The sequence below is a fragment of the Halomonas elongata genome (assembly GCF_029081005.1).
Taxonomy (GTDB): Bacteria; Pseudomonadota; Gammaproteobacteria; order Pseudomonadales; family Halomonadaceae; genus Halomonas; species Halomonas elongata_B.
Genome location: NZ_JAJQTQ010000015.1, coordinates 17490 through 41492 on the forward strand (window position 1 = coordinate 17490; position 24003 = coordinate 41492).

The following is a 24003-nucleotide window of genomic DNA, read 5'->3' on the forward strand; positions in this document are numbered from 1 at the left end:
AAGTACCTGCAAATGAAACCTGTATGCCTGGCGCTATACGGCGGCGGCGCCACCGACGATCTCGGAGATTTCCTGGGTAATGGCCGCTTGTCGGGCCTTGTTGTACACCAGTTCCAGGTCGTCGATCAGGTTGCCGGCGTTATCGGTGGCACTCTTCATCGCAATCATGCGTGCAGCCTGCTCACAGGCCACGTTCTCGACCACCGCCTGATAGACCTGAGCCTCGACGAAGCGCACGAGCAGGCTATCCAGCAGCGCCTGGGCATCCGGTTCATACAGGTAGTCCCAACTACCGGGACGCTCGAATTCCTCGTCGTCCTGCGCCTCGGCTCCCATGTCGGAAGACAGCGGCAACAGTTGGCGGACCACCGGCTTCTGGGTCATGGTGTTGACGAATTCGTTGAACACCACGTAGAGGCGGTCCAGCTTGCCCTCGTCATAGGCATCCAGCATTACCTTCACGCTGCCGACCAATTCATCGGCCCTGGGCGCCTCGCCCAGTCCGCCCTTGGCCGCCACCAGGTTGCCGCCATACTTGCGGAAGAAAGTGCCCGCCTTGCTGCCCAGGGTGCAGAAATCGAGCTCCGCCCCCTGCTCATGCCAGGCCTTGGCTTCCTTGACGACGGACTTGAACAAGTTGACGTTCAAGCCACCGCACAACCCCCGGTCACTGGATACCACGATGAAACCGACACGCTTGACGTCGCGCTCTTCCATCCACGGATGCTTGTATTCCGGGTTGGCATCGGCGAGATGGCCCACGACCTTGCGAATCTGCTTGGCGTAGGGCTGGCTGGCCCGCATGCGGTCCTGGGCCTTGCGCATCTTCGACGCAGCCACCATTTCCATGGCGCTGGTGATCTTCTGCGTGTTCTTGATGCTCCCGATCTGGGAGCGAATCTCTTTTGCGGCTGCCATAGCGATCTACCCTTGTTCGTGGCCTCAGAAAGCTCCATGGCCCGCTCCGGAGAGCGGGCCGGCGGATTACCAGCTCTGAGTCGCCTTGAACTTGTCGAGACCTTCCTTCAAGCCGTTCTTGATCTCGTCGCTGTAGTCGCCGCTCTGGTTGATCTTGTCGAGCAGCTCGGCGTACTCGGACTTCATGAAGTCCTGCAGGGCACGCTCGAAGTCCAGCACCCTGTTGACCTCGACATCTTCCAGATAGCCTTCGTTGGCGGCATACAGGGTGACGGCCATTTCAGCCACGGACATCGGCGCGTACTGATGCTGTTTCATCAGTTCGGTAACGCGCTGGCCGTGCTCCAGCTGCTTGCGGGTGGCCTCGTCCAGGTCGGAGGCGAACTGGGCGAAGGCTGCCAGCTCGCGATACTGGGCCAGGGCCAGACGAACGGTACCACCGAGCTTCTTGATGATCTTGGTCTGGGCCGAGCCACCCACACGGGACACCGACAGGCCGGCGTTGATCGCCGGGCGGACGCCCGAGTTGAACAGGTCGGTCTCGAGAAAGATCTGACCGTCGGTGATGGAGATCACGTTGGTCGGAACGAACGCGGAAACGTCGCCGCCCTGGGTCTCGATGATCGGCAATGCGGTCAGAGAACCGGTCTTGCCCTTCACTTCACCGTCGGTGAACTTCTCGACGTAGTCGGCATTGACGCGCGCGGCGCGCTCGAGCAGACGCGAGTGGAGGTAGAAGACATCGCCCGGGAAGGCTTCGCGGCCCGGCGGACGACGCAGCAGCAGGGAGACCTGGCGATAGGCCACAGCCTGCTTGGACAGGTCGTCATAGACGATCAGGGCATCTTCACCGCGATCGCGGAAGTATTCGCCCATGGTGCAGCCGGAATAGGCGGCGAGGAACTGCATCGGGGCCGGGTCGGCGGCGCCGGCGGCGACCACGATGGTGTGCTCCATGGCGTCATGCTCTTCGAGCTTGCGCACCACGTTGGCAATCGTCGACTGCTTCTGACCGATGGCCACGTAGACGCAGGTGACGTCCTTGCCCTTCTGGTTGATGATGGCATCGATGGCGATGGCGGACTTGCCGATCTGGCGGTCGCCGATGATCAGCTCACGCTGACCGCGACCGATCGGCACCATGGAATCGATCGACTTGAAGCCGGTCTGGATCGGCTCGTCGACGGACTGACGGGTAATGACGCCCGGTGCCACCTTCTCGACCGCATCGGTCTTGTCGGTGCCCAGCTCGCCCTTGCCATCGATCGGGTTGCCCAGGGCATCGACCACGCGGCCACGCAGTTCCGGTCCCACCGGGACTTCGAGGATGCGGCCGGTGCACTGGGCGGTCATGCCCTCTTCGAGCTGCAGATAGTCACCCAGTACCACGGCGCCGACATTGTCACGCTCGAGGTTCAGCGTCATACCATAGATGCCGCCGGGGAACTCGATCATCTCGCCGAACATCGCGTCGGCGAGGCCGTGGATCTGCACGATACCGTCAGACACGCTGACGATGGTGCCCTGATTTCGGGCTTCGGATGCGACATCCAGCTTCTCGATACGCTGCTTGATGATGTCGCTGATCTCGGAAGGATTCAGTTGCTGCATGCCATGTCCCTCAGACTCAGGCGGAAAGGGCCTCGTGGAGGCGATTCAGTCGACCACGCACCGATCCGTCGATGACGGTATCGCCGGCACGCAGGACAACGCCGCCCAGAAGGCTGCTATCCACCTGAGTGGTAATGGAGATTTCGCGGTTCAGACGCTTGGCCAGCGCACTCGCGAGCGTTTGTTGCTGCGCGTCGTCCAGCGGGTAAGCGGAGACGATGTCCACGTCCATACGCTTTTCCTGCTGGGCCTTGAGCAGTGCGAACTGCTCGGCGATGGCCGGCAGAGCCGCCAGGCGGCCCTTCTGACCGACCTGGAAAAGGAAGTTGCGCAGCTCGTCGTTCACGGCATCGCCGCAGATTTCGACGAGCAGGTCCACCTTCTGCGCGCTGGTCAGCCGCGGATTGCCGAGCACCTGCCGACGCAGGTCATCGTTGCCGACGGCCTGCGCCACGCTGTCGAGCATGCCGGCCCAGTCCTCGAGCGCCTGATGTGCAGAGGCGTACTCGAAGGCTGCCTTGGCATAGGGGCGAGCGACAGTTGACAGTTGCGCCATGGGTCACCTCCTCAAAGCTCTTCAGCGAGTTTGTCGACGAGCTTCGCGTGCTGCTTCTCGTCAATGGAGGATTCCAGAATGCGCTCTGCCCCCACGATAGCGAGCCGCGATACCTGTCCACGCAGCTCTTCCTTCGCGCGGTTGACTTCCTGATCTATCTCGGTCTTGGCATTGGCGACCATGCGCTCGCCTTCCTGGCGGGCCTGCTCACGTGCCTCGTCGATCATCTGGTTGGACCGCTTATGGGCTTTTTCCAGGATCTCAGCCGCCTGCTCCTTGCTCTCACGCAGCGTCTCTTCGGCCTGTTGTTCGGCCAATTCGAGGTCGCGTGAAGCACGGCTGGCAGCGTCCAGGCCATCGGCGATCTTTTTCTGGCGCTCGTGAAGCGCATTGTTGATCGGCGGCCACACGTACTTTATGCAAAACCAGACAAAGATCGCGAAGGCGATCATTTGTCCGATAAGCGTCATGTTGATATTCACAAGGACGTACCTCTGACAGATTCGTGGCGACCGGAAACAAGCAAACCGAGCGCAACGCGCTCGGTGTGCGATTCGTTAGCCGGCGACAACGAAGATCAGGTACATCGCGATGCCCACACCGATCATCGGTACGGCGTCCAGCAGGCCAGCCATCAGGAAGGTCTTGGTCTGCAGCTGGTTAGCCAGCTCCGGCTGACGGGCAGTCGTCTCGAGCAGCTTGCCACCCAGCAGGGCGAAGCCGATACCAGTGCCCAGGGCGCCCAGACCGATCATGAGAGAGGCGGCGATGTAGACGAGTTCCATGGTGATACTCCTATCGAGTTGAGGTTAAGGTTCAAGGGTTTATCAGATGTTGCGCGATTCAGTGATGCTCATGGGCCGCATTCAGGTAGACCACCGTCAGGACGGTGAAGATGAATGCCTGCAGGGTGATGACCAGGATATGGAAGATGGCCCAGGGAACGTTGAGCGTCCAGGTAACCCAGAACGGCAGCAGGGCAATCAGGATGAATATCACCTCGCCAGCGAACATGTTGCCGAAGAGTCGCAGACCCAGGCTGAGCGGCTTGACGAGCAAGCTGATGATTTCCATCACCAGGTTGAAGGGGATCAATAACCAATGGTTGAAGGGCGTCAGTGAAAGCTCCTTGGCAAAGCCGCCGAGCCCCTTGACCTTGATGCTGTAGTAGATGATCAGGCAGAACACGCCCAACGCCATGCCCAGGGTGGCATTAGGATCGGTGGTAGGCACCAGCTTCATGTATTCGACCCCGAGGCGGGCGAACAGCTCGGGGGCCAGGTCGACCGGCACGAGCTTGAGCAGGTTCATCAGGAAGATCCAGACGAACAGCGTCAACGCCAGCGGGCCAATCAGAGAGTTCTTGCCGTGGAAGGCGCCACGCACGGTACCTTCGATGAACTCGAAGACCATTTCGATGGCGTTCTGCAGCTTGCCCGGCACACCCGTGGTAGCGGCCTTGCCCACCTTGCGAAACAGCCAGATGAACAACACCCCCATGGCCAGCGACCAGCCCATGGTATCCAGGTGAATGGCCCAGAACCCCATCTCCTGGGCCTCGGTGCCGGAATGCGCGATGGACCAACCGTTCTCGGGGTGGTAGCCGTATGTCAGATTCTGCAGGTGGTGCTGAATATACTCCGTAGGAGTCGGGTTGTTGCCTGCCATGAGCTGCCTCGATTTCAGTTGGGTGATGGTCGCGTGCCCAGCCAGGCGGCCAGACAGTGGACGAACAGCATCACCACATAAGCGCCAAAGAAGAAAGCATGATTTGAGGGGGGCACTGCGACGAACACCACGGTCAAAAGAGCCACCGTCAAACCAAACTTGCCGGCTTCCGCTCGATAGAAGCCACTCACGATGTTCTTGGCGTGACGTCCTCCCCGATAGCGGAAGGCTCGCCAGGCAAAAAAGGCATTGGGCAGGAAGGCCACAACTCCGCCCACGAAAGCTGAGTAAGCACCGGGACTCCCTCCCGACAAGGCGCCAACCCCCGTCATCAAGACTATCACCACCAATTGTGCAAGTAACAGTCGCCGAATGCCGGGGCGCTTGATCCTGGCTGCCATGAGGTCTCCGTTTCTCAACCTTGTCGTGGCACCCAGGCCGCCTCGATGACCACCGCGTCTGCCAACGTCGGCGGTCCGGCGCGATTATAGGGAAGCGGCTCGATGGCTTCAACCGGATGACGGGCGAATATGCGCGATATCGCGCCAGCTTACGACTAAAAGTCGAGGAAAAAACGCGAACTTCTTTAGCCTGCTAAATGGGTCAGTACCTCAACGGATATGCTCGAGAATGCCATCCAGTTCTTCGAGACTGGCATAGCGGATCGTCACCCGCCCCTTGCCGCTCTGACCGTGCTGGATCTTCACCGGCGCTCCGAGCAGCTCGCCCAGGCGGGATTCCAGCCTGGCCACATCCGGACTCGGCTCGGCCCTGGCGGCTTTCTTGCTTCCACCGGCAGCCAGCTGTTTCACGAGGGCCTCGGTGGCGCGCACGGTCAGATCCTTGTTGACCACTTCATGGGCGGCCTTGCGCTGCTTGGCGCCAGACAACGCCAGCAGGGCTCGAGCATGTCCCATATCGAGATCGCCCCGCTCGAGCAGCGTCTGTACCTCGGGATCCAGCGACAGCAGTCGCAGCAGGTTCGCCACCTGAGCCCGAGAACGCCCCACGGCGTCCGCTGCCTGCTGTTGCGTCAACTCGAACTCATCGAGAAGACGCTTCATGGCCATGGCTTCCTCAACCGGATTGAGGCTCTCGCGCTGAATGTTCTCGATCAGCGCCAGTGCCAGCGCCACTTCGTCGGAGACCTCGCGTATCACCGCCGGAATGACATCGAGCTCGGCCAGTTGCGCCGCTCGCCAGCGCCGCTCGCCGGCAACGATCTCGTAGCGCTCCTCGTCGATCGGACGCACCACGATCGGCTGCATGACGCCCTGGGCACGAATCGAGTCGGCCAGTTCCTCCAGGGCCTCGGGCTGAATATCGCGACGAGGCTGATAGCGGCCTCGTGTCAGTTGACCGAGCGGCAGGCGTTCGAGCCGTTCCTCGGCTCCCGGCAGCACCTTGGTGGCACCATCCAGCTCGGCCTCCTCCAGTGACGTATCGACCTCGGGCAGATCCAGGCTGTCACGGCGTCGAGCATTGGCGCCGATCAAGGCATCCAGGCCACGTCCCAGGGCGCGTTGTTTGCGCGTCATCGAGTTTCCCTCATTTCCGGGGCTATACGGTTACAACGACAGGCGACGGATCAGTTCCTTGGCCAACACCCGATGGGCCTGACTGCCTCGCGAAAAACGAGCGTACTTGGTCACCGGCAGGCCATGGCTCGGTGCCTCGGCGACCCGCACGTTACGCGGGATGGTGGCCTTGAGCAGCGCATCGCCGAAATAGTCGCGCAACTGCTTGCTGACGTCACGGGTCAGACTATTGCGGCTATCGAACATGGTTCGCAGGATGCCGAAGATCTCCAGGGGCGGATTCACGCTATCCTTGATCTGCTCGACGGTATCGAGCAAGGCCGAGAGCCCCTCGAGCGCATAGAACTCGCACTGCAGGGGGATGAGCACGCCATCGGCGGCGGTCAAGGCATTGACGGTGAGCATGTTCAGCGACGGCGGGCAGTCGATCAGTACCACGTCGTACTCGGCGGCTACGTCTTCCAGCGCCCTGACCAGACAACGTTCGCGCCCCTCATCGCGCTCCAGCAGTTCCACCTCGGCGGCGGTCAGGTCACCATTGCCGGGCAACAGGGCAAAGCCGGCCTCGGGGCAATCGAGGATCACCTCGCTGGGCTTGCGATCACCTAGCACCACATCGAGTACGCTGCCATCGAGCTCATGCTTGTCGATACCGCTGCCCATGGTGGCATGCCCCTGCGGGTCCAGGTCGACCAGCAGCACGCGTCGATCCAGGGCCGCCAGGCTGGCGGCCAGGTTGACGGCGGTGGTGGTCTTGCCCACGCCGCCCTTCTGGTTGGTCAAGGCGATGATCTTGGTCACGGCGACATTCCTTGCGAGTGACGGACGCCTCAGGGGCGACCCTGGGTGGAATCGGTACGCTCGAGAATCACGAGCCGACGCTGGCCAGACTCGAAGGGCACTCTCAGCTCATGGCGGGCAACCGGTGCCACATTCTCGGGCAATCCGCTCAGTTCATCATCCACGGTGGGACCCTTCATGGCCAGCCACCGCCCGCCATTGGCCACCAGATCGGCACTCAGCGAGACGAAATCCCCGAGGCTGGCGAAGGCTCGGGAAATCACCTCGCAATACCCTTCCTGCGGGCCTTCGAAGGCCTCGACCCGGGCCTGGACAGGCGTGACATTGGTCAGGCCCAGTTCCATCACCGCCTGGCGCTGGAAACGCACCTTCTTGCCATTGCTGTCGAGCAGGGTCACTCGGCGCTCGGGTTCCAGAATCGCCAGTACGAGGCCCGGCAAACCGGGACCGGCGCCGACGTCGAGCAGAGTCGATCCCGTCACGAAGGGTGCCACGGCCGCGCTGTCGAGCAGATGGCGGGAAACCATCTCTTCGGGAGCACGTACCGCGGTGAGGTTATAGGCGCGGTTCCACTTGTGCAACAGCGCCAGCAGCGTCAACAAGCCTTCCCGGCGTGCCGGGAAGGCTTCGATACCGAGATCGTTCAGGCCTCGTTCGAGGCGCTCGCGCAGCTGATGATCGTCACGGGTCATCCGTTGGCCACCCGGCTATCGTCGAGCAGGCGTCGCTTCTTCAAGTGAATCAACAGGATCGACACCGCCGCCGGGGTCACACCGGAAATACGCGATGCCTGTGCCAGGGTTTCCGGCCTGGCCTCGACGAGCTTCTGACGAATCTCGTTGGACAGTCCCTCGACCTGCTCGTAGTCCAGATCATCGGGCAGAGGCGTGGCCTCATGTCGCTTGAGCTTGTCGATCTCGTCCTGCTGGCGATCGATGTAGCCCTGATACTTGGCCTGAATCTGGACCTGGTCGGCCACCCGATCATCGTCGACCGGCTCTCCGACCAATCCTGCCACGTCCCGGTAGCCGAGTTCGGGACGCCTGAGCAGGTCGAGCAGGCTGTATTCACGCTTCAAGGGCTGACCGGTTGTCTCGGCGACACGCTTGGCGGCATCACTGCCGGGCTGGACCCAGTGGGACTTCAGACGCGAGGTTTCGCGTTCCACGGCCTCGCGCTTGGCACTGAAGTCGGCCCAGCGTCGATCATCGACGAGCCCCAGTTCTCGACCGGTCTCGGTAAGACGCATGTCGGCGTTGTCCTCACGCAGCAAGAGGCGATACTCCGCTCGAGACGTGAACATTCGGTAAGGCTCCCGGGTACCCAGGGTGATCAGGTCATCGACCAGTACCCCCAGATAGGCCTCGTCACGGCGTGGCCACCAGGCATCGAGGCCACGTGCCCGACGTGCGGCATTGAGACCGGCCAGGAGCCCCTGGGCTCCCGCTTCTTCGTAACCGGTGGTGCCGTTGATCTGTCCGGCGAAATACAGGTTGTGGACAAATTTCGTCTCGAGGGAGTGCTTGAGATCACGGGGATCGAAGAAGTCATACTCGATGGCGTAACCGGGACGCGTGATATGAGCGTTCTCCATTCCCCGGATCGAGCGGACGACCTGTAACTGGACATCGAATGGCAGTGAGGTGGAAATGCCATTGGGATACAGCTCGTGGGTATCCAGTCCCTCCGGCTCGATGAATATCTGGTGGCTCGCCTTGTCGGCGAAACGATGCACCTTGTCCTCGATGGAGGGGCAATAACGAGGCCCCACGCCTTCGATGACCCCGGAGAACATCGGTGAGCGCTCCAGGTTGGCATGGATGATTTCGTGGGTCCGCTCATTGGTGTGAGCGATATGGCAACTGACCTGACGGGGATGCAGGCGGCGCTCGCCGAGATAGGACATGATCGGCGTCGGATCATCACCGGGCTGCTCATCGAGCATCGAAAAGTCCACGCTCTTGGCATCGAGACGCGGTGGCGTCCCGGTCTTCAGACGATCGACGCGAAACGGCAGGGCGCGTAGCCGTTCGGCCAGGGCGTTGGAAGGCGGATCGCCGGCGCGTCCTCCACGGCTGTTGTCCAGACCGATGTGGATAACGCCGCCGAGGAAGGTACCTGTGCACAACACCACGGTCTCGCCCATGAAACGGATCCCGGTCTCGGTGAGGACACCGCGTACCTGGTCCCCCTCGACGATGAGATCGCCGGCCGCCTGCTGGAAAAGCGTCAGGTTGGGCTGGTTTTCGAGCATGCCGCGGATGGCGGCCTTGTAGCGAACGCGATCCGCCTGGGCACGTGTGGCTCGTACGGCGGGTCCCTTGCGGGCATTGAGCACGCGAAACTGGATCCCCCCCATGTCGGTGGCCAGTCCCATGGCGCCACCGAGGGCATCGATCTCCTTGACCAGATGGCTCTTGCCGATCCCGCCAATGGCGGGATTGCACGACATCTGGCCCAGGGTCTCTATGTTGTGGGTCAAGAGCAGCGTCCGGCAGCCCGTGCGGGCCGAGGCCAGGGCGGCTTCGGTGCCCGCATGACCACCACCGATGACGATGACGTCGAAACGGTCGGGGTACTCCAAGGTTCACCTCGTTCGGCGCTACGGCGCCGATATTGCGGATCGGGGATGAAATCAGCCAGCCAGTATAAACCTCCTGTGGGTAATCGTCAGGGTTTTCCACACCCGGATTTTCATCATCGGCGGATCCTCGTCTCATTGGCTATTACATAAACAATATAAGTATAAGAAGTTCTGTTGTTGTAGTTACTACTGGTGTGGACGTTTTCCGTGGATAACGCGTTTTATCTATTGAATATCAATATTTTGCGATGTTGATCGAAAGTAGGAGAAAGCGCGGGCGACCTGCGGACGAGGTGTTCGGGGCCTGTGGATGAAAGACTGAGTTGCCCACAGATCGATGCGGACACGGCTTGTCCACCGATCACTACCTGGCTTGTCACCGCGACTGTGAACAACCCGGCCTGTTTTTCCACATCCCTTCAATGCCGGGGATCGTGGCGTGATTCAGGTGCTTGAGCCGTTCAGGTTTTCCACAGGCAAAAAAAAGGCCCTGTCGATAACGACAGGGCCTGCGGACAGGGTGGAAAAGCAGGGTAGAAAAGGCGGTGTCAGTGCTTGAGCACTCGAGACAGGAAGCTTTGTGTCGGTGCTTCCGTAGGAGTATCGAAGATCGTCTCGGGAGGACCCTCCTCGACGATTCGGCCCTTGTCGATGAAGATGACCCGGTCGGCGACCTCACGGGCGAAGCCCATCTCGTGGGTCACGATCATCATGGTCATGCCGTCGTTGGCCAGCTCACGCATGGCATCGAGCACCTCGCCGATCATCTCGGGGTCCAGTGCCGAGGTAGGCTCATCGAAGAGCATCAGGCGTGGTTCCATGGCCAGGGCTCGTGCCAGCGCGACCCGCTGCTGTTGGCCGCCGGACAGTTGGGTCGGATACTTGTTCGCCTGATCGCTGATGCCGACCCGGGCCAGCAGACGTTCGCCGGTCTCGACGGCAGTGGATCGGTCCAACCCCCGGACCTTCATCGGTGCCAGGATCACGTTGTCGAGCACGCTCAGATGCGGAAAGAGATTGAACTGCTGGAAGACCATGCCGACTTCGGTACGGATCTTCTGCAATGCCTGAGTGGCCTTGCCGTCGGGCAAGAGCGGGTTGCCATCGACGTCCAGCTCGCCCTGCTGGAATTCTTCCAGGCCGTTGACGCAGCGGATCAGCGTCGACTTGCCGGAGCCGCTGGCGCCGATGATGACCACCACCTCGCCGGGCGTCACCGCCAGGTCGATATCCTGGAGGACGTGAAGGCTGCCGAAGTGCTTGTTGAGCTTGTTCAGGCGCACGATGGGCTCGGCGCCGGACGTGGACTTCTCGTGATTCATGTCGTGCGTTCCTTTATTGTCCGACCAGGCCCTTGCGCTCGAGCAGGCGTAGCGCAAGCGATAGCGTCAGGGTGATCGCCAGATAGAGCATGGCGACCATCAGGTATACCTCCAGGGCCGTGAAGGTGGTGGCGATGTAGATCTGTCCCTGGCGGACCAGTTCGCCGACGCCGATGACCGAGAACAACGAGGTGTCCTTGATGCTGATGATGCCCTGGTTGCCGAGTGGCGGGATCATGCGCCGGAGGGCCTGGGGCCAGATGATGTAGCGGAAGGTCTGGACCCTCGAGAGACCCAGCGACAATCCGGCCTCGCGCTGGCCGCGCTCGATGGACTGGACGCCGCCGCGCACGATTTCCGAAATGTAGGCGCCGGAGTTGACGGCGATGGCCGCGATACCGGCGACCAGGGCATTGATCGGTCCACCGAGAAGCTGGGGCAGGCCATAGAAGATGAACAGGACCTGCACCAGTACCGGGGTCCCGCGGAAGATCTCGATATAGGTCGCGGCGGGAATCCGCAGCCAGATGGTCGGGCTGATGCGCAGCAGGCCGAAGATGATGCCGATGATGAAGCCGATGGCCAGGCCACCGAAGGAAATGAGCAGGGTGTAGGGGATACCCGGTGCAAGATGCGGGATGGAGGCGAAGGCCGCCTGCCAGTCGAATTGAAAGTCCACTTGGGGTCTCCCGTCAGCGCTTCCTGGGTGAGAGAAACACTGCCTAAATGCCTGTGCATGCAAATCGCGTCGTTCCGCGGTGCTGGTGAACCAGCCCGGTCGAAAGTTCGCCTAACTACCCGTTATGTCACGCTTTCTGCGCTCCGTGCCCTTGCGTGACCCACAAGGATGTGGGCAATGCGAAGGCCCGTCGGGAACGGGGCTAGCCTTTACGATGCTCGGCGATTTATTCAGCGTTTCCTGAGTTCTTGGGTACAGGCACAACGCAACGGGGTCGGGTCCTGGGACCCGACCCCGTGTTCAGCAAGGCAGACGAATCATTCCTCGTTCGAGGAAGAACCGAACCACTTGGCGTGGATGTCATCGTAGGTGCCGTCTTCCTTCATCGCGGCCAGCGCCTCGTTGATGGGGTCGACCCATTCGCTGCCCTTGGCGATGGCAAGACCGTATTGCTGGCCCTCGTAGAGCGGACCGACCGTCTTCACGCGGCCCTCGCCCTTGGTCTGGGAGAAGTAGCCGACGTTGGGCGCATCGTAGAAGACCGCATCGACACTGCCGCCGAGCAGCGCCATGTACATGTCGCTGGAGCCTGGATAGGGGGTGATATCGGCACTGTCGCCGAGGTTTTCCTCGAGATAGTCGTAGCTGGTGGAACCGACCTTGGTACCGACCTTCTTGCCTTCCAGGTCTTCGACGGTCTGGATGCTGTCGTCGTCGGCGTTGACCAGCAGCTTCAGGCCGCTGTCGTAGTAGGGATCGGAGAAGTCGACGATTTCGGCGCGTTCGTCGGTAATGGTGATACCGGCGATGGCGATATCGATGTTACCGGTCTGGACGGCGGGGATGATGCCGTTGAAGTCCATGGTCCGGAGATCGTAGTCGAACCCGGCCCGTTCGGAGACTTCCTGGATGATGTCCATGTCGAAACCGACCATCTCGCCGGTTTCCTGGTCCATCATCTCGAAGGGTACGAAGCTCGGATCGGTGGCCACGTCGAGAGTCTGGTCCTGGGCGACGGCGAGGCCGGAGATACCCAGGCCGAGACCGATGCAGGATGCCAGCGAGACCGCCTTCAGTTGACGTTTCATACGTTTCCCCATGGAAGCAATTATTGTGGAATACGACTCCACCATGGCGAGTTGTCGTGAAAGCGTCAAGTCCGGGCCGGCGGCGCTATCCAGCGCCGGGTCAACGGTTCCGTTCAGACCATGAAGGAGGCGCCACAACCGCAGGTGGTGGTGGCATTGGGGTTCTGGATCATGAAGCGTGCTCCGGCCAGGCCTTCCTCGAAATCCACCGTGGAGCCGACCAGATACTGGTAGGACAGGGGATCGACCACCAGGGACACGTCGTCGAATTTCACCAGCGTATCGTCGTCGGCGACGGCCTCGGCGAAATCGAAACCGTACTGGAAACCCGAACAGCCGCCGCCGGTCACGTAGACCCGCAGCTTGAGGTCCTGGTTACCTTCTTCCTCGACCAGGCTTTTGATGCGCGCCTTGGCGCTGTCGGACAGCAACAGCGGTGTAGGAACGAAGGATGCGACACCGCTCATCGGTGACCTCCTCGTGATCGGTGGGTGTGGTTCATGCCACGATTATCCACACCACCCAGTAAAAGGGTCAACTTTTGTCGGCCCGTCGGCGAGATTGTCCTTGGGGTGAGTGGGCTCAAGGCATCATGGCCGGGGCGTCGAGGCCGGCGGTCTCGTCGAGGCCAAACATCAGGTTGAGGTTGTGCACCGCCTGGCCGGAGGCGCCCTTGACCAGGTTGTCGATCACCGAGAGCACGACCACGGTGTCGCCGTCGCCGGGACGATGCACCGCCAGGCGGCAGATGTTGGCGCCCTTGACGCTGCGGGTCTCGGGATGACTGCCCGCCGGCATCACGTCGACGAAGGGCTCATCGGCGAAGCGACGCTCGAACAGGGCCTGGAGGTCGTCGGCATCATCGTGGAGCTGGCCATACAAGGTGGCGTGGATGCCGCGGATCATCGGGGTCAGGTGCGGCACGAAGGTCAGGTTCACCGGGCCCTTGGCCGCGTCGCCGAGCCCCTGGCGGATTTCCGGCAGATGGCGATGGCCCGAGGCGCCATAGGATTTCATCGATTCGCTGGCCTCGGCCAGCAGCGAGGGAACCTTGGCCCCTCGCCCGGCGCCGGTGACGCCGGACTTGCAGTCGGCGATGATCCGGCCCGGATCGATCGATTCGCTCTCGAGCAGCGGCAGCAGGCCGAGCTGAACGGCGGTGGGATAACAGCCGGGCACGGCAACCAGCCGGGCATCGCGAATACGCTCGCGGTTGGTCTCGGGCAGACCGTAGACCGCTTCATCGAGGAGTTCCGGAGCGCCGTGCGGCTGCCCGTACCATTGAGTCCATTCCTCGGCGTCACGCAGGCGGAAATCCGCCGACAGGTCGATGACCCGGGTTCCCCCGGCAAGAAGCTCGCCGGCCAGGGCATGAGCCACGCCATGAGGCGTGGCGAAGAACACGGCGTCGCAGGCCGCCAGTCGTGCGGGGTCGGGGTCGCTGAAACGCAGATCGTCGTAATGACCGCGCAGGTTGGGATACAGCTCGCTGACTGCCAGGCCGGTTTCGCTGCGCGAGGTGATGGCCTCGACATGCACCTGCGGGTGGCGAGCCAACAGTCTGAGCAGTTCGACCCCGGTATAGCCGGTGCCGCCGACGATTCCGACCTTGATCACGATGGACTCCTCATTGGTGGACGCTGGGACCTCTGTCTCCGGATATGATACACAAGAGAAGCATGGCCTACCCAGTGGTGGCCATCCAGCGTTTCCATCATGCTCGGGTCCAGAGGAAGGTCACCTTGTCGCGACGCCCGCTACTCGATTTCACCCTGGATGGCTTCCGCCGTCGGTTGGCCAGTGTCGATGCCCTACCTCAATTGTGCGTACTGGGTATCTTCTCGGGATTGATCACCGGGGGGCTGATGGTCGGCTTCCGCCTGTTGCTGGAAGTCGGGGCCATGGCCTTCATGCCCGATGCCGATCCCGAGGCGTTCGAGGGCCTGCCTCCCGCGATCAGGGCCCTGCTGCCATTGCTGGCGGTGACCCTGATCGGCCTGTGGCTATGGCGCCAGCCGCCTGCCGGACGCCAGATTGGCGTGGCCCATGTCATCGAGCGATTGACCTATCATCAGGGACGCTTCCCGATGCGCAACTGGTTCACGCAGTGGTGGGTCGGTCTGGTATCGGTGCTTGGAGGGCTGTCCGCCGGGCGTGAGGGACCGGCCATCCATCTCGGCGCCGCGGCCTCCAGTGGACTCGGCCAGCGGTTGCGCTTGCCTCACAACAGCCTGCGCGTTCTGGTGGCCTGCGGCACCGCCGCCGGTATATCGGCCTCGTTCAATACGCCGATCGCCGGGGTCATCTTCGCCATGGAAGTGGTGATGATGGAATACACCATCACTGGCTTCATGCCGGTCATCCTGGCATCGACGATCGGTGCGCTGGTGGCAAGGGTGGTCTATGGGGGCGAACGTCCCTTCCAGATGAGCGGTGTGGAGCTGGAATCGCTCTTCAATCTGCCCTGGATCGTGCTCAGTGCCCTGTTGATCGGCCTGATGGCCGGTCTCTTCGTGAGGGTGGCGCGTACCGGAAACGTCATGAAGCGCCTGCCCTTTTCGGTACGCCTGGCGATGGTCGGGCTGCTGGTGGGAGGTGTGGCCTGGTGGTATCCCCAGGTACAGGGGATGGGGTACGACAGCCTGGGCGCGATCCTGAACGGTACACAGCCGATCGATATGCTGCTGGCGCTGGCCATCGGCAAGCTGTTGCTGACGGCGATCGCCGTGGCCTGTGGCATTCCGGTGAGCATCATCGGCCCGATACTGGTGGCCGGCGGTGCCGCCGGCGCTCTGTGCGGGATGTTCGGCGGTTGGCTGCTGCCCGAAATCGCCGCCGGTCCCGAGGTATACGCCATGCTGGGCATGGCGGCGATGATGGGAGCCGTGTTGCAAGCACCTCTGGCGGCATTGATGGCACTGCTGGAGCTGACCCACAATCCCGGCCTGATCCTGCCGGGCATGCTGGCCGTTGTCGTGGCGGGATTGACGTCGCGGCAGTTGTGCGGCTGTGATGGTTTCTTCATCAGTGTCACGCGCCATGGCCTGCATCCCTTGCAACAGCCGCTGATGCAGGCCCTCTCTCGCGTATCGGTTCCGGCGGTCATGGAACGTGCCCTGGTGCGTACCCCGCGTCGTGTGACACGGGGCGAGGCCAGCGCCCTGCTGGATGGCAAGCCGGAATGGGTGATCATCGAGCGTTCCCGGGATGACAAGCCGACGCTGGCGCTCAAGGCCGCAGCCCTGGCGCGCTGGATGCTGGAACATGACGAGGATGACAAGATCGGCAAGGATGGGCGGCTTGATCTGCTGGAAATCCCCGGTCAGCGCCTGGACTTGGCGCCAATCCACCTGCAGGCGACCCTCTCCGAGGCCTTCGATCGGCTCAACACCAAGCACGTGGATGCCCTCTACGTGGAGCATGGGCATCGTCCCGGGAAGAAGCGCATTTCCGGTATCATCACCCGTGATGCCATCGAACGTTATTATCGCTTCAGCGACACTTGAGGAGTCGACATGTATCCCTGGATCAAGGCCCTTCACCTCGTGGCCGTGGTGACCTGGTTTGCCGCCATGTTCTATCTGCCGCGACTCTACGTCTATCACGCCACGGCGCGTGATCGGGACGAGCAGCAAGCCATGGCGTATTTCGCCACCATGGAGCGCAAGCTCTATCGCGGCATCATGACCCCCTCGATGATCGCCGTTCTGGTGTTCGGCGGGATACTGCTCTATCAGGCACCGGCCTGGCTCGGACAGGGATGGATGCATATCAAGCTCACCCTGGTGGCATTGCTGGTGGCCTACCACCATGTCTGCCTGATCTATCTCAAGCAGTTCGCCGCCGAGCGATGCCAGCGCTCTCCGCGTTATTTTCGTATCTTCAATGAGTTGCCCGTGGTTGCCTTGCTGGTAATCGTCATTCTCGCCGTGCTGAAGCCGTTCTGATGTCGACCTCCCGAACAACCAATCCCCACTTGCCGGTGGTACTGGTGCTGGGGGGACATGATCCCACCGGCGGTGCCGGCCTGGTGGCCGATGCCGAGGCCATTGCCGCCTGCGGTGGATGGGCGCTGACGATTCCTACCGCCATGACGGTCCAGAATTGCCGGGATGTCAGTGCCGTTCATCCGGTGGAGGCTGGTCTCGTTGTCGAGATGGCAGCCGAGCTTGTGGATATCGAGATTGCCGCCATCAAGATCGGCCTGCTGGCCGATATGGCGACGCTGGATGCCGTGGTGGAGATCGTGCGGCAACGCCCCGGCGTGCCGGTGGTAGCGGATCCGGTGCTCAAGGCCGGCGGTGGTCGCGAGTTATCCACCGAGGCGTTGGTCAGCGCCTATCGGTCGCGATTGCTGCCGCTTGTGGATATTCTGACGCCGAATCATCTGGAGCTGTCGAGGCTGGCCGAAGGGCATTGTCATGACGAGACCCAACAGGCGGTGAGCCTGATGCGTCTGGGGTGTCAGGCGGTACTGGTCACGGGGACCGAGGCCCCCGAGGCCCGTGAGTCGGCCGAAAGCGTGGTGCATACCCTGCACACGCCGGATGGTGATCGGCAATGGGAGTGGCCGCGTCTGGACGGTGTCTTCCACGGCTCGGGGTGCACCCTGGCGTCATCCCTGGCGGCCCGGCTGGCGCTGGGCGAATCGTTGGCCGGTGCCAGCGAGCGGGCCCAGGCCTTTACCTGGGAGGCCCTGGCGAATGGCTGGCGTCCCGGCCAGGATCAGTGTCTGCCGAGGCGACTCTGGCGGTTACCGGTTGATATGAAGTAAGGCGATCCGTGGCCACCGGGCTGGTCTTTGCCGGCGTCTGCGTCGAGAATGGGGAAACACGATGATTGGCCGACCCAGTCAGTGTATTTCGGCGATGTTCACCGTCAAGTCACCGTTCGCCAAAAGCTTATCCAGAGATTTATCCACAGCCTGGAGGCCGCAGGTATCACGCTTCCAGGTGATCACAAGGTTATCCTTCAACAGGACAAGAGGTTGACATGACCACATCTGCACAGCTCTTCGAACGGGCCTGTCGACACATCCCCGGCGGTGTCAATTCGCCGGTGCGTGCCTTCAAGGGGCTGGAACGTCCTCCGGTCTTCATGGAGCGTGCCCAGGGCGCTTATCTGTTCGATGTGGAAGGCAAGCGTTATATCGATTATGTCGGTTCCTGGGGGCCGATGATCACTGGCCATGCCGATCCCGATGTATTGGGGGCGGTTCGCGAGCGACTCGATGCCGGCCTCTCTTTCGGCACGCCCACCGCCATCGAGACCCAGATGGCCGATCTGATCTGCGAGATGATGCCCAGCATCGAGATGGTGCGCATGGTCAATTCCGGTACCGAGGCCACCATGTCGGCGGTGCGCCTGGCCCGTGGCTATACCGGACGCGACAAGATCGTCAAGTTCGAAGGCAACTACCATGGCCATACCGACTCCCTGCTGGTCAAGGCCGGTTCCGGCGCTCTCACTCATGGTGAACCGAGTTCCCCGGGCGTACCGGCTTCCCTGGCCGAACACACCGTGACCCTGTCCTATAACGATGCCGATGCCGTGGAAGCCTGTTTCGAGGAAATCGGTGACCAGATCGCCTGCATCATCGTCGAGCCGGTGGCTGGCAACATGAACTGCATTCCGCCTCAGCCGGGATTTCTCGAGACACTGCGTCGGGTCTGTGATCGTCACGAGAGCGTCTTGATCTTCGATGAGGTGATGACCGGCTTTCGGGTCGCCATGGGAGGTGCCCAGGCCCACTATGGCGTCACGCCCGATCTGACCTGTCTGGGCAAGATCGTCGGTGGCGGGATGCCGGTGGGCGCCTTCGGCGGGCGCCGTTCGATCATGGAAAACATCTCGCCGCTCGGTCCGATCTATCAGGCCGGCACCCTGGCCGGAAATCCCTTGGCCATGGCAGCGGGCATTGCCCTGCTCAACAAGGTTCGTGAGCCGGGGTTCCACGACGCCCTGACCCAGCGCGTCGAGACGCTGTGCAACGGGCTTCGGGCCAGGGCCGAGGAGGCCGGCATCGACATGATTGCCCAGCAGGCCGGGGGCATGTTCGGCATCTTCTTCACGGGACAGAGCCGTGTGGATAATTTCGCTCAGGCCACGGCCTGCGATGCGGATGCCTTCCGGCGCTTCTTCTCTGCCATGCTGGAGCATGGCATCTACATGGCGCCGTCGGCCTTCGAGGCCGGCTTCATGTCCAGCGCCCATGCACCCGAGGATATTCAGGCGACCCTCGATGCCGCTGAATCGGCTTTCGCGTCGATGCGCCAGGCTTGAGACGACGTTCCAGCTAGGAGATAGGCGATGAGCCAGCGACAGCCCCACGATACCCTGCCTCGGGAAGGTGACTTCGATCTTGTATCACTGCTTCCGTCCCTCTGCGCCTGGCATGGTGAACATGGGCATGACACGGATGATGCATCGCGCTCCCCCCGGGCGGTCCGGGAGCGGATGAATATCGAGATACAGGCCCTGGAGTCGCTGATGAGCGGTGACGAGGATCGCCTGCGGTTGTCCGATCTGGCTCGCTGGCTCGAGGAGAACATCACTCGCCTCGAGCCATTGTTGCGCGCACGCAACACGATGTTGTTGCCTGAAAGCTGGGCACACGCCAATCCCCGCAGCCGGTTGCTCGATGAAGGACGTGTCCTGGTGGCCAATGCCATCGATCGGGATCTCGACGGCGCTGGCGTCGACGGGCCCCTCGATCCGGCCAGCGATGTGGCATCGCTGTTGGTGGGGCTCGAGATTCGCGATGAGGGCCGGCTCTCTCATCAAGCCCTTGATGGTTACTTGCGTATTTCCGGTGATTACGAATTGCCCCGTCTGTTGCCGGTTTTCCGAGTCATCGAGTGCCTGTCCGGTGCACGCCGGGCCTTGCGGCGTCGCGAGGAGGCTGGCGACGACGAGCAGCCGGCGCTGCTGGCGGAAACCATGAGTGCCTGTCGACGATATCTCGATCTCGCCGAGTACCATACCGAATTCCGATTCCCTCCTCTGGTCATCGGTGTCGGTGTGGCCGGGAGCGGCAAGAGTCGTTTTACACGCACCCTGGTGAGCCGGTTGGGCGCGATCCGGTTATGCTCGGATGTGGAGCGACGTCGGTTGCATGGAATTCATCCACAGGAGAAGAAGGGGGATGTGCCTGTGGATATCTTTTTCGATGCGGCCACGGAAAAGACTTACCATCGCCTGGCGAAGTGTGCCGGCGCCTTGCTGGATGCCGGCTTGCCCGTCTGTATCGATGGCACCTGCCTCAAGCGTGAACAACGTGACCTCTTGCGCCATCAGGCCGAAGGCCGTGGCTTGCCCGTGCTGTTGATCAGTTTCGAAGCCGATGAGGCAACTCTCGAACGGCGTATCACCAAGCGGGCCGCCCGTCAGGACGTGCTCGCCGAAGAGAGCCTCGCCATTCTGGCCCGACAACGTGAAGCCTTCGAGGACTTCAGCGACGAGGAACGTCTGCTGCTGGTCAGGCTTGATACCACCGCTGATAATGCCGCCGAGATACTGGCCGGGTTGATTCAGGAGCATGTACGCTGAGACAAGGGCGACTCAGCGTTCGCCACGGGTCGGTGGCGTACCGAGATGCTGGCGAGCCCAATTCACCGCCTGCTTCCGAGTGTTGACGCCGATCTTCTTGAAGGTGTTGTAGAGGTGCGACTTGACGGTGTGCTCGCTGATCTCCAGGACTTCGGCGATTTCCAGATTGGAGGAGCCGGAACCCAGCAGTCCGATGATTTCCCGTTCCCGCTGAGTGAGTCCGCATGCCGGACGATAGGCATTCAGTTGCTGCTGGCGCAGGTATTCCAGCAGTCTTGCCATCAGCGACCTGGACATCCAGGGGAGCCCATCCATGAGCGTATTCAAGCCCTTGCAGATCAGTGACAGGTCATCCTGACGATAGAATACGCCCTGCAGATGCATGGCAGCCAGCAGCTCGGCGGCCTTGTCTTCGTCGGTGAGATTGAAGACGGCCAGTGACACGCCGGGCTGATCGGCGGAATGGTCATACCAGGCTTGTATCGCCGCCGTGTCCATGTGGTCGATGTCCAGCATCACCACCGTGGGGAACGCCGTGTTCTCTGCCGGCTCTGACCGGGGAAGAGCGATGGCGACGGGGCAATCGAGCTGCCGATGCAGATAGTCCACGAACAGCTGGGATTGCGGGCTGGGTTCGGTGACGAGTAGCAGGGAGCGGTGGTCCTTTTCCATGGGGAGCGTCCTTGGCGTGACGAAAGCATTGTTGTGGCGTGAGGCCCGTCGGGGAAGCGCGGAATGAATGCCCGCGTGGGTCATTCTCGGCGTTATCGCGGTTTCTCTGCGCGGTGCCGGTACGTCAACCTCATATACTGCCCAATGCTCCGGTCGACGCTAGACCTGCGGTTCTTCGCCGCTTCGGGCTATCATGGTCTCTCCAGCATGCTGCCTTGTGGTGGGGGCGCTCGTTGATCCATACCATAGTTCCTTGCCATGGGCGTAATAGCTTATCTCTATCATGAATGTAATCGCTCGTCCGGGAAAGTTAAATAATGTGTCACAAAAAGGCATATGTGATTGTTTGTTAATGTTAAATCCGCTAATTCATGGCTATCCGTGACCGATATCGAAGCGTTCCCTCTCCTCTCCATGGCTCGTAGAATGCGTCGTCGACTCCCATTTTTCGCCTTTCATTTGCAATGAGCGCACGACATGTCCAAGCATCTGGTACTGGCCAGCGGTAACGCCGGCAAGCTACGCGAGTTCCATCAGCTTCTCGCCCCGTTGGGTTTCGACGTCAGTCCTCAGTCGGCATTTGCCGTCGACGAGGTCGAAGAGACCGGGTTGACCTTCATCGAGAATGCCCTGCTCAAGGCCCGCGAGGCCAGTCGTGTCAGTGGCGCACCGGCCCTGGCGGATGATTCCGGCCTCGCCGTCGAGGCGCTGCAGGGTCGACCCGGTATCTATTCCGCTCGCTTCGCCGGGGAACCCCGGGATGACGAACGCAATAACCGCCATCTCCTCGAGGCGTTGAGCGATATCCCGGAAGGGCATCGTCATGCCCGCTACTGGTGCGTGCTGGTGCTGTTGCGCCACGCCGAGGATCCGGTCCCCTTGATCGTCCAGCAACACTGGGACGGCGAGATCCTGGCGCATCCCCGTGGCGAAGGAGGCTTCGGCTACGATCCCCTGTTCTGGGTGCCGGATCAGGGGATGTCGGCAGCCGAGCTGTCGGCCTCGGAGAAGAATCGCCTGAGCCATCGTGGCCGCGCCCTTCACGCCCTGGTGGACGCCTTGTCCGATGCCGCGTGGTCACCATGATCGACCATCTGCCGCCTCTGGCGCTCTATGTGCACGTTCCCTGGTGTGTGCGCAAGTGCCCGTATTGTGACTTCAACTCCCATGGTGTGGGTCGTGGCGCCGAGTTGCCGGAAGAGGAATATCTGGCGGCGCTGATCGACGATCTGGATGCCGATCTACCGTTGGCCGCTGGTCGCGAGATTGTCAGCGTCTTTATCGGAGGGGGGACGCCGAGCCTGATGGCACCCTCCTTCTATCGTCGATTGCTCGAGGCACTGAAGGCTCGTCTGCCGTTGGCCCCGGATATCGAGATTACCCTCGAGGCCAACCCCGGCACGCTGGAGCGCGGGCGTTTCGCGGGGTATCGCGAGGCCGGCATCAATCGACTCTCGCTCGGCGTCCAGAGTTTCCAGGACGATCAACTCGCCGTCCTGGGACGCATCCATGGTGGTGCCGACGCCGAGGCGGCCATCATGGAGGCCCGGCATGCCGGTTTCGATAATCTCAATATCGATCTCATGCATGGCCTCCCCGGCCAGACGGTCGAATTGGCGCTGGCCGACCTGGACAGGGCCCTGGCGTTTTCGCCCGAGCATATTTCCTGGTATCAACTGACCCTCGAACCCAATACCGAATTCCACTCTCGACCGCCGACGCTGCCGGAAGAAGAAGTGCTCTGGGATATCCAGGATATCGGCCACGACCGCCTGGAAGCCGCGGGTCTCGAACGTTACGAGATATCCGCCTATGCGCGCCCCGGCCAGCGCGCACGCCATAACCTCAATTACTGGCGCTTCGGCGACTATCTGGGAATCGGGGCCGGCGCCCATGGCAAGTTGAGTGCACGGGGAGGCGATGGATTGGCGATCGAGCGACGCTGGAAGGCGCGTCAGCCGGAGGCCTATCTGAGGCGTCGCCGGGATCCTCGAGGATTCGTTGCCGGTCGTGCCCCGGTGGATGCCGATGAGCTGCCCCTGGAATTCGCCATGAACGCGTTGCGCCTCGTCGATGGTGTCTCGATGGCGACGTGGCGCGCACACACTGGGTATACGCCGGCGGTCATGTCATCGCGTCTGGTAGAGGCACGGGAAAAAGGACTTTTGGTGGAAGATGCCGGGAAGCTTCAAGCATCGCCCCGCGGTCTATTATTCTTGAATGAGCTGTTGGCTCTCATCAGTGAAGCCGACGCGTAAAGGACGCCATCCCTTTCACAAGGAGTTACCCATGATGACATCTCTTCGTCCGCTGGCCCCGCTGGCGGCCGCCATTCTGCTGGTGGGCTGTACCACCACGAACCCGAACAGCGGGCAGACCCAGCGCAACCAGACGGGAACCGGCGCCGCCATTGGCGCGGTGGTCGGGGCTGCTGCCGGTGCCTTGAGCGGCGATGGCAGCACCAGTCGACGCGACCGTGCCCTGATCGGTGCCGCTGTGGGGGCCGCCGCCGGTGGCGGGGTCGGCGCCTACATGGATCGCCAGGAAGAGCAACTGCGTCGCAGCATGGAAGGTACCGGTATCGGAGTGGAGCGTCAGGGGAACGACATCGTCCTCAACATGCCGAGCAGTGTCACCTTCGGTTTCGACTCCAGTGACCTGACATCGGAGGCCACCAGCGCCTTGCAGGATGTTTCCCAGGTACTGACCGAGTACTCGGAGACCTTGATCAACATTGCCGGCCACACCGACAGTACCGGCGATGCTGCCTACAATCAGCGCCTTTCCGAGCGTCGTGCACAGTCGGTGGGGCAGTACCTGAGCCAGTCGGGGGTATCGGCCAATCGACTCAACATGCAGGGTCATGGCGAGAATCAACCGGTCGCCAGCAACGATACCGAATCCGGCCGTGCCCAGAATCGGCGCGTCGAGATGACCCTGACGCCCATGACGCAGAGCTGATCGAGCTTTTGTTCCCACGCATAGGCCCGCCTTCCTTCGGGGAGGCGGGCCTTTACT

Annotated in this window: 25 protein-coding genes; 8 read left to right on the forward strand and 17 right to left on the reverse strand. The window is 61.8% G+C overall.

Annotated features, from left to right (window positions below; translation table 11 throughout):
• Positions 1 to 33: 33 nt before the first annotated feature.
• From atpG to argC, 16 genes are all read right to left on the reverse strand, one after another.
• The gene (gene atpG, locus LU493_RS12150) at positions 34 to 918 is read right to left on the reverse strand and encodes a F0F1 ATP synthase subunit gamma (protein ID WP_275288048.1); all 885 of its coding nucleotides are present in this window, start codon (positions 916 to 918) and stop codon (positions 34 to 36) included.
• A gap of 66 nt (positions 919 to 984) precedes the next feature.
• Positions 985 to 2529, reverse strand: coding sequence for a F0F1 ATP synthase subunit alpha (gene atpA / locus LU493_RS12155; protein ID WP_275288049.1), 1545 nt, complete (start codon positions 2527 to 2529; stop codon positions 985 to 987).
• A 16-nt stretch (positions 2530 to 2545) separates the two neighbouring features.
• Positions 2546 to 3085 (reverse strand): F0F1 ATP synthase subunit delta, encoded by a 540-nt coding sequence (locus tag LU493_RS12160; protein ID WP_275288050.1) that lies wholly within the window; start codon positions 3083 to 3085, stop codon positions 2546 to 2548.
• Positions 3086 to 3096: 11 nt separating this feature from the next.
• Entirely contained in the window at positions 3097 to 3567 is a 471-nt protein-coding gene (locus LU493_RS12165; RefSeq protein WP_275288051.1) for a F0F1 ATP synthase subunit B, read from the reverse strand.
• A 75-nt stretch (positions 3568 to 3642) separates the two neighbouring features.
• Complete coding sequence (gene atpE, locus LU493_RS12170; protein ID WP_064699929.1) at positions 3643 to 3870, reverse strand: F0F1 ATP synthase subunit C; 228 nt, start codon at positions 3868 to 3870, stop codon at positions 3643 to 3645.
• 58 nt (positions 3871 to 3928) lie between these two features.
• Positions 3929 to 4753, reverse strand: coding sequence for a F0F1 ATP synthase subunit A (gene atpB, locus LU493_RS12175; protein WP_275288052.1), 825 nt, complete (start codon positions 4751 to 4753; stop codon positions 3929 to 3931).
• Positions 4754 to 4767: 14 nt separating this feature from the next.
• Positions 4768 to 5154, reverse strand: coding sequence for an ATP synthase subunit I (locus tag LU493_RS12180; protein ID WP_275288053.1), 387 nt, complete (start codon positions 5152 to 5154; stop codon positions 4768 to 4770).
• 210 nt (positions 5155 to 5364) lie between these two features.
• Positions 5365 to 6291, reverse strand: a complete 927-nt coding sequence (locus LU493_RS12185; protein ID WP_275288054.1) for a ParB/RepB/Spo0J family partition protein — start codon at positions 6289 to 6291, stop codon at positions 5365 to 5367.
• 30 nt (positions 6292 to 6321) lie between these two features.
• Positions 6322 to 7092 carry a ParA family protein gene (locus LU493_RS12190; protein WP_275288055.1) on the reverse strand — a complete coding sequence of 257 codons (771 nt, stop codon included), beginning with the start codon at positions 7090 to 7092 and terminating at the stop codon, positions 6322 to 6324.
• 29 nt (positions 7093 to 7121) lie between these two features.
• Entirely contained in the window at positions 7122 to 7784 is a 663-nt protein-coding gene (rsmG, locus tag LU493_RS12195; protein ID WP_275288056.1) for a 16S rRNA (guanine(527)-N(7))-methyltransferase RsmG, read from the reverse strand.
• On the reverse strand, positions 7781 to 9676 hold the full coding sequence (mnmG, locus tag LU493_RS12200) for a tRNA uridine-5-carboxymethylaminomethyl(34) synthesis enzyme MnmG (RefSeq protein ID WP_275288057.1): 1896 nt from the start codon (positions 9674 to 9676) through the stop codon (positions 7781 to 7783). The genes rsmG and mnmG overlap by 4 nt, the downstream gene beginning before the upstream one ends.
• A gap of 548 nt (positions 9677 to 10224) precedes the next feature.
• The gene (locus LU493_RS12205; protein ID WP_275288058.1) at positions 10225 to 10998 is read right to left on the reverse strand and encodes an amino acid ABC transporter ATP-binding protein; all 774 of its coding nucleotides are present in this window, start codon (positions 10996 to 10998) and stop codon (positions 10225 to 10227) included.
• Positions 10999 to 11011: 13 nt separating this feature from the next.
• Entirely contained in the window at positions 11012 to 11677 is a 666-nt protein-coding gene (locus tag LU493_RS12210; RefSeq protein WP_275288059.1) for an amino acid ABC transporter permease, read from the reverse strand.
• 317 nt (positions 11678 to 11994) lie between these two features.
• Positions 11995 to 12765, reverse strand: a complete 771-nt coding sequence (locus tag LU493_RS12215) for a transporter substrate-binding domain-containing protein (protein ID WP_275288060.1) — start codon at positions 12763 to 12765, stop codon at positions 11995 to 11997.
• Between the two features lie 113 nt (positions 12766 to 12878).
• The gene (gene erpA / locus LU493_RS12220) at positions 12879 to 13232 is read right to left on the reverse strand and encodes an iron-sulfur cluster insertion protein ErpA (RefSeq protein WP_275288061.1); all 354 of its coding nucleotides are present in this window, start codon (positions 13230 to 13232) and stop codon (positions 12879 to 12881) included.
• 115 nt (positions 13233 to 13347) lie between these two features.
• Positions 13348 to 14382: an N-acetyl-gamma-glutamyl-phosphate reductase gene (gene argC / locus LU493_RS12225; protein WP_275288062.1), complete on the reverse strand. Its 1035-nt coding sequence runs from the start codon at positions 14380 to 14382 to the stop codon at positions 13348 to 13350.
• A gap of 125 nt (positions 14383 to 14507) precedes the next feature.
• Here argC and LU493_RS12230 point away from each other — a divergent pair, with 125 nt between their 5' ends.
• The 5 genes from LU493_RS12230 (at position 14508) to LU493_RS12250 (ending at position 20313) form a co-directional block, all read left to right on the forward strand.
• A complete protein-coding gene (locus LU493_RS12230; protein WP_275288127.1) occupies positions 14508 to 16271 on the forward strand; it encodes a chloride channel protein in 1764 nt (587 codons plus the stop codon).
• A 9-nt stretch (positions 16272 to 16280) separates the two neighbouring features.
• Positions 16281 to 16712, forward strand: coding sequence for a protoporphyrinogen oxidase HemJ (gene hemJ / locus LU493_RS12235; protein WP_275288063.1), 432 nt, complete (start codon positions 16281 to 16283; stop codon positions 16710 to 16712).
• The gene (thiD, locus tag LU493_RS12240) at positions 16712 to 17539 is read left to right on the forward strand and encodes a bifunctional hydroxymethylpyrimidine kinase/phosphomethylpyrimidine kinase (protein ID WP_275288064.1); all 828 of its coding nucleotides are present in this window, start codon (positions 16712 to 16714) and stop codon (positions 17537 to 17539) included. Before hemJ ends, thiD begins: the two co-directional genes overlap by 1 nt.
• Positions 17540 to 17757: 218 nt before the next feature.
• The gene (gene hemL / locus LU493_RS12245; protein WP_275288065.1) at positions 17758 to 19047 is read left to right on the forward strand and encodes a glutamate-1-semialdehyde 2,1-aminomutase; all 1290 of its coding nucleotides are present in this window, start codon (positions 17758 to 17760) and stop codon (positions 19045 to 19047) included.
• 27 nt (positions 19048 to 19074) lie between these two features.
• Positions 19075 to 20313 carry an AAA family ATPase gene (locus tag LU493_RS12250; RefSeq protein WP_275288066.1) on the forward strand — a complete coding sequence of 413 codons (1239 nt, stop codon included), beginning with the start codon at positions 19075 to 19077 and terminating at the stop codon, positions 20311 to 20313.
• Positions 20314 to 20325: 12 nt separating this feature from the next.
• Here the strand turns inward: LU493_RS12250 and LU493_RS12255 are convergent, their stop codons facing one another.
• Positions 20326 to 20985 (reverse strand): LuxR C-terminal-related transcriptional regulator, encoded by a 660-nt coding sequence (locus tag LU493_RS12255; protein WP_275288067.1) that lies wholly within the window; start codon positions 20983 to 20985, stop codon positions 20326 to 20328.
• A 477-nt stretch (positions 20986 to 21462) separates the two neighbouring features.
• On the opposite strand from LU493_RS12255, the gene rdgB reads away from it, so the two are divergent.
• From rdgB to LU493_RS12270, 3 genes are read left to right on the forward strand one after another with little or no spacing between them, the layout of a single operon-like run.
• A complete protein-coding gene (rdgB, locus tag LU493_RS12260) occupies positions 21463 to 22071 on the forward strand; it encodes an RdgB/HAM1 family non-canonical purine NTP pyrophosphatase (RefSeq protein WP_275288068.1) in 609 nt (202 codons plus the stop codon).
• Positions 22068 to 23243 carry a radical SAM family heme chaperone HemW gene (gene hemW, locus LU493_RS12265; protein WP_275288069.1) on the forward strand — a complete coding sequence of 392 codons (1176 nt, stop codon included), beginning with the start codon at positions 22068 to 22070 and terminating at the stop codon, positions 23241 to 23243. Before rdgB ends, hemW begins: the two co-directional genes overlap by 4 nt.
• Before the next feature lie 34 nt (positions 23244 to 23277).
• Positions 23278 to 23946: an OmpA family protein gene (locus LU493_RS12270; RefSeq protein ID WP_275288128.1), complete on the forward strand. Its 669-nt coding sequence runs from the start codon at positions 23278 to 23280 to the stop codon at positions 23944 to 23946.
• Positions 23947 to 24003: the final 57 nt, after the last annotated feature.

Bases quoted from the DNA above. Each gene is read 5' to 3' on its own strand.
- atpG (WP_275288048.1), bottom strand. From the start codon at position 918: ATGGCAGCCGCAAAAGAGATTCGCTCCCAGATCGGGAGCATCAAGAAC.
- atpA (WP_275288049.1), bottom strand. From the start codon at position 2,529: ATGCAGCAACTGAATCCTTCCGAGATCAGCGACATCATCAAGCAGCGT.
- LU493_RS12160 (WP_275288050.1), bottom strand. From the start codon at position 3,085: ATGGCGCAACTGTCAACTGTCGCTCGCCCCTATGCCAAGGCAGCCTTC.
- atpE (WP_064699929.1), bottom strand. From the start codon at position 3,870: ATGGAACTCGTCTACATCGCCGCCTCTCTCATGATCGGTCTGGGCGCC.
- atpB (WP_275288052.1), bottom strand. From the start codon at position 4,753: ATGGCAGGCAACAACCCGACTCCTACGGAGTATATTCAGCACCACCTG.
- LU493_RS12180 (WP_275288053.1), bottom strand. From the start codon at position 5,154: ATGGCAGCCAGGATCAAGCGCCCCGGCATTCGGCGACTGTTACTTGCA.
- LU493_RS12185 (WP_275288054.1), bottom strand. From the start codon at position 6,291: ATGACGCGCAAACAACGCGCCCTGGGACGTGGCCTGGATGCCTTGATC.
- rsmG (WP_275288056.1), bottom strand. From the start codon at position 7,784: ATGACCCGTGACGATCATCAGCTGCGCGAGCGCCTCGAACGAGGCCTG.
- LU493_RS12205 (WP_275288058.1), bottom strand. From the start codon at position 10,998: ATGAATCACGAGAAGTCCACGTCCGGCGCCGAGCCCATCGTGCGCCTG.
- LU493_RS12215 (WP_275288060.1), bottom strand. From the start codon at position 12,765: ATGAAACGTCAACTGAAGGCGGTCTCGCTGGCATCCTGCATCGGTCTC.
- erpA (WP_275288061.1), bottom strand. From the start codon at position 13,232: ATGAGCGGTGTCGCATCCTTCGTTCCTACACCGCTGTTGCTGTCCGAC.
- hemJ (WP_275288063.1), top strand. From the start codon at position 16,281: ATGTATCCCTGGATCAAGGCCCTTCACCTCGTGGCCGTGGTGACCTGG.
- thiD (WP_275288064.1), top strand. From the start codon at position 16,712: ATGTCGACCTCCCGAACAACCAATCCCCACTTGCCGGTGGTACTGGTG.
- hemL (WP_275288065.1), top strand. From the start codon at position 17,758: ATGACCACATCTGCACAGCTCTTCGAACGGGCCTGTCGACACATCCCC.
- LU493_RS12250 (WP_275288066.1), top strand. From the start codon at position 19,075: ATGAGCCAGCGACAGCCCCACGATACCCTGCCTCGGGAAGGTGACTTC.
- LU493_RS12255 (WP_275288067.1), bottom strand. From the start codon at position 20,985: ATGGAAAAGGACCACCGCTCCCTGCTACTCGTCACCGAACCCAGCCCG.
- rdgB (WP_275288068.1), top strand. From the start codon at position 21,463: ATGTCCAAGCATCTGGTACTGGCCAGCGGTAACGCCGGCAAGCTACGC.
- hemW (WP_275288069.1), top strand. From the start codon at position 22,068: ATGATCGACCATCTGCCGCCTCTGGCGCTCTATGTGCACGTTCCCTGG.
- LU493_RS12270 (WP_275288128.1), top strand. From the start codon at position 23,278: ATGACATCTCTTCGTCCGCTGGCCCCGCTGGCGGCCGCCATTCTGCTG.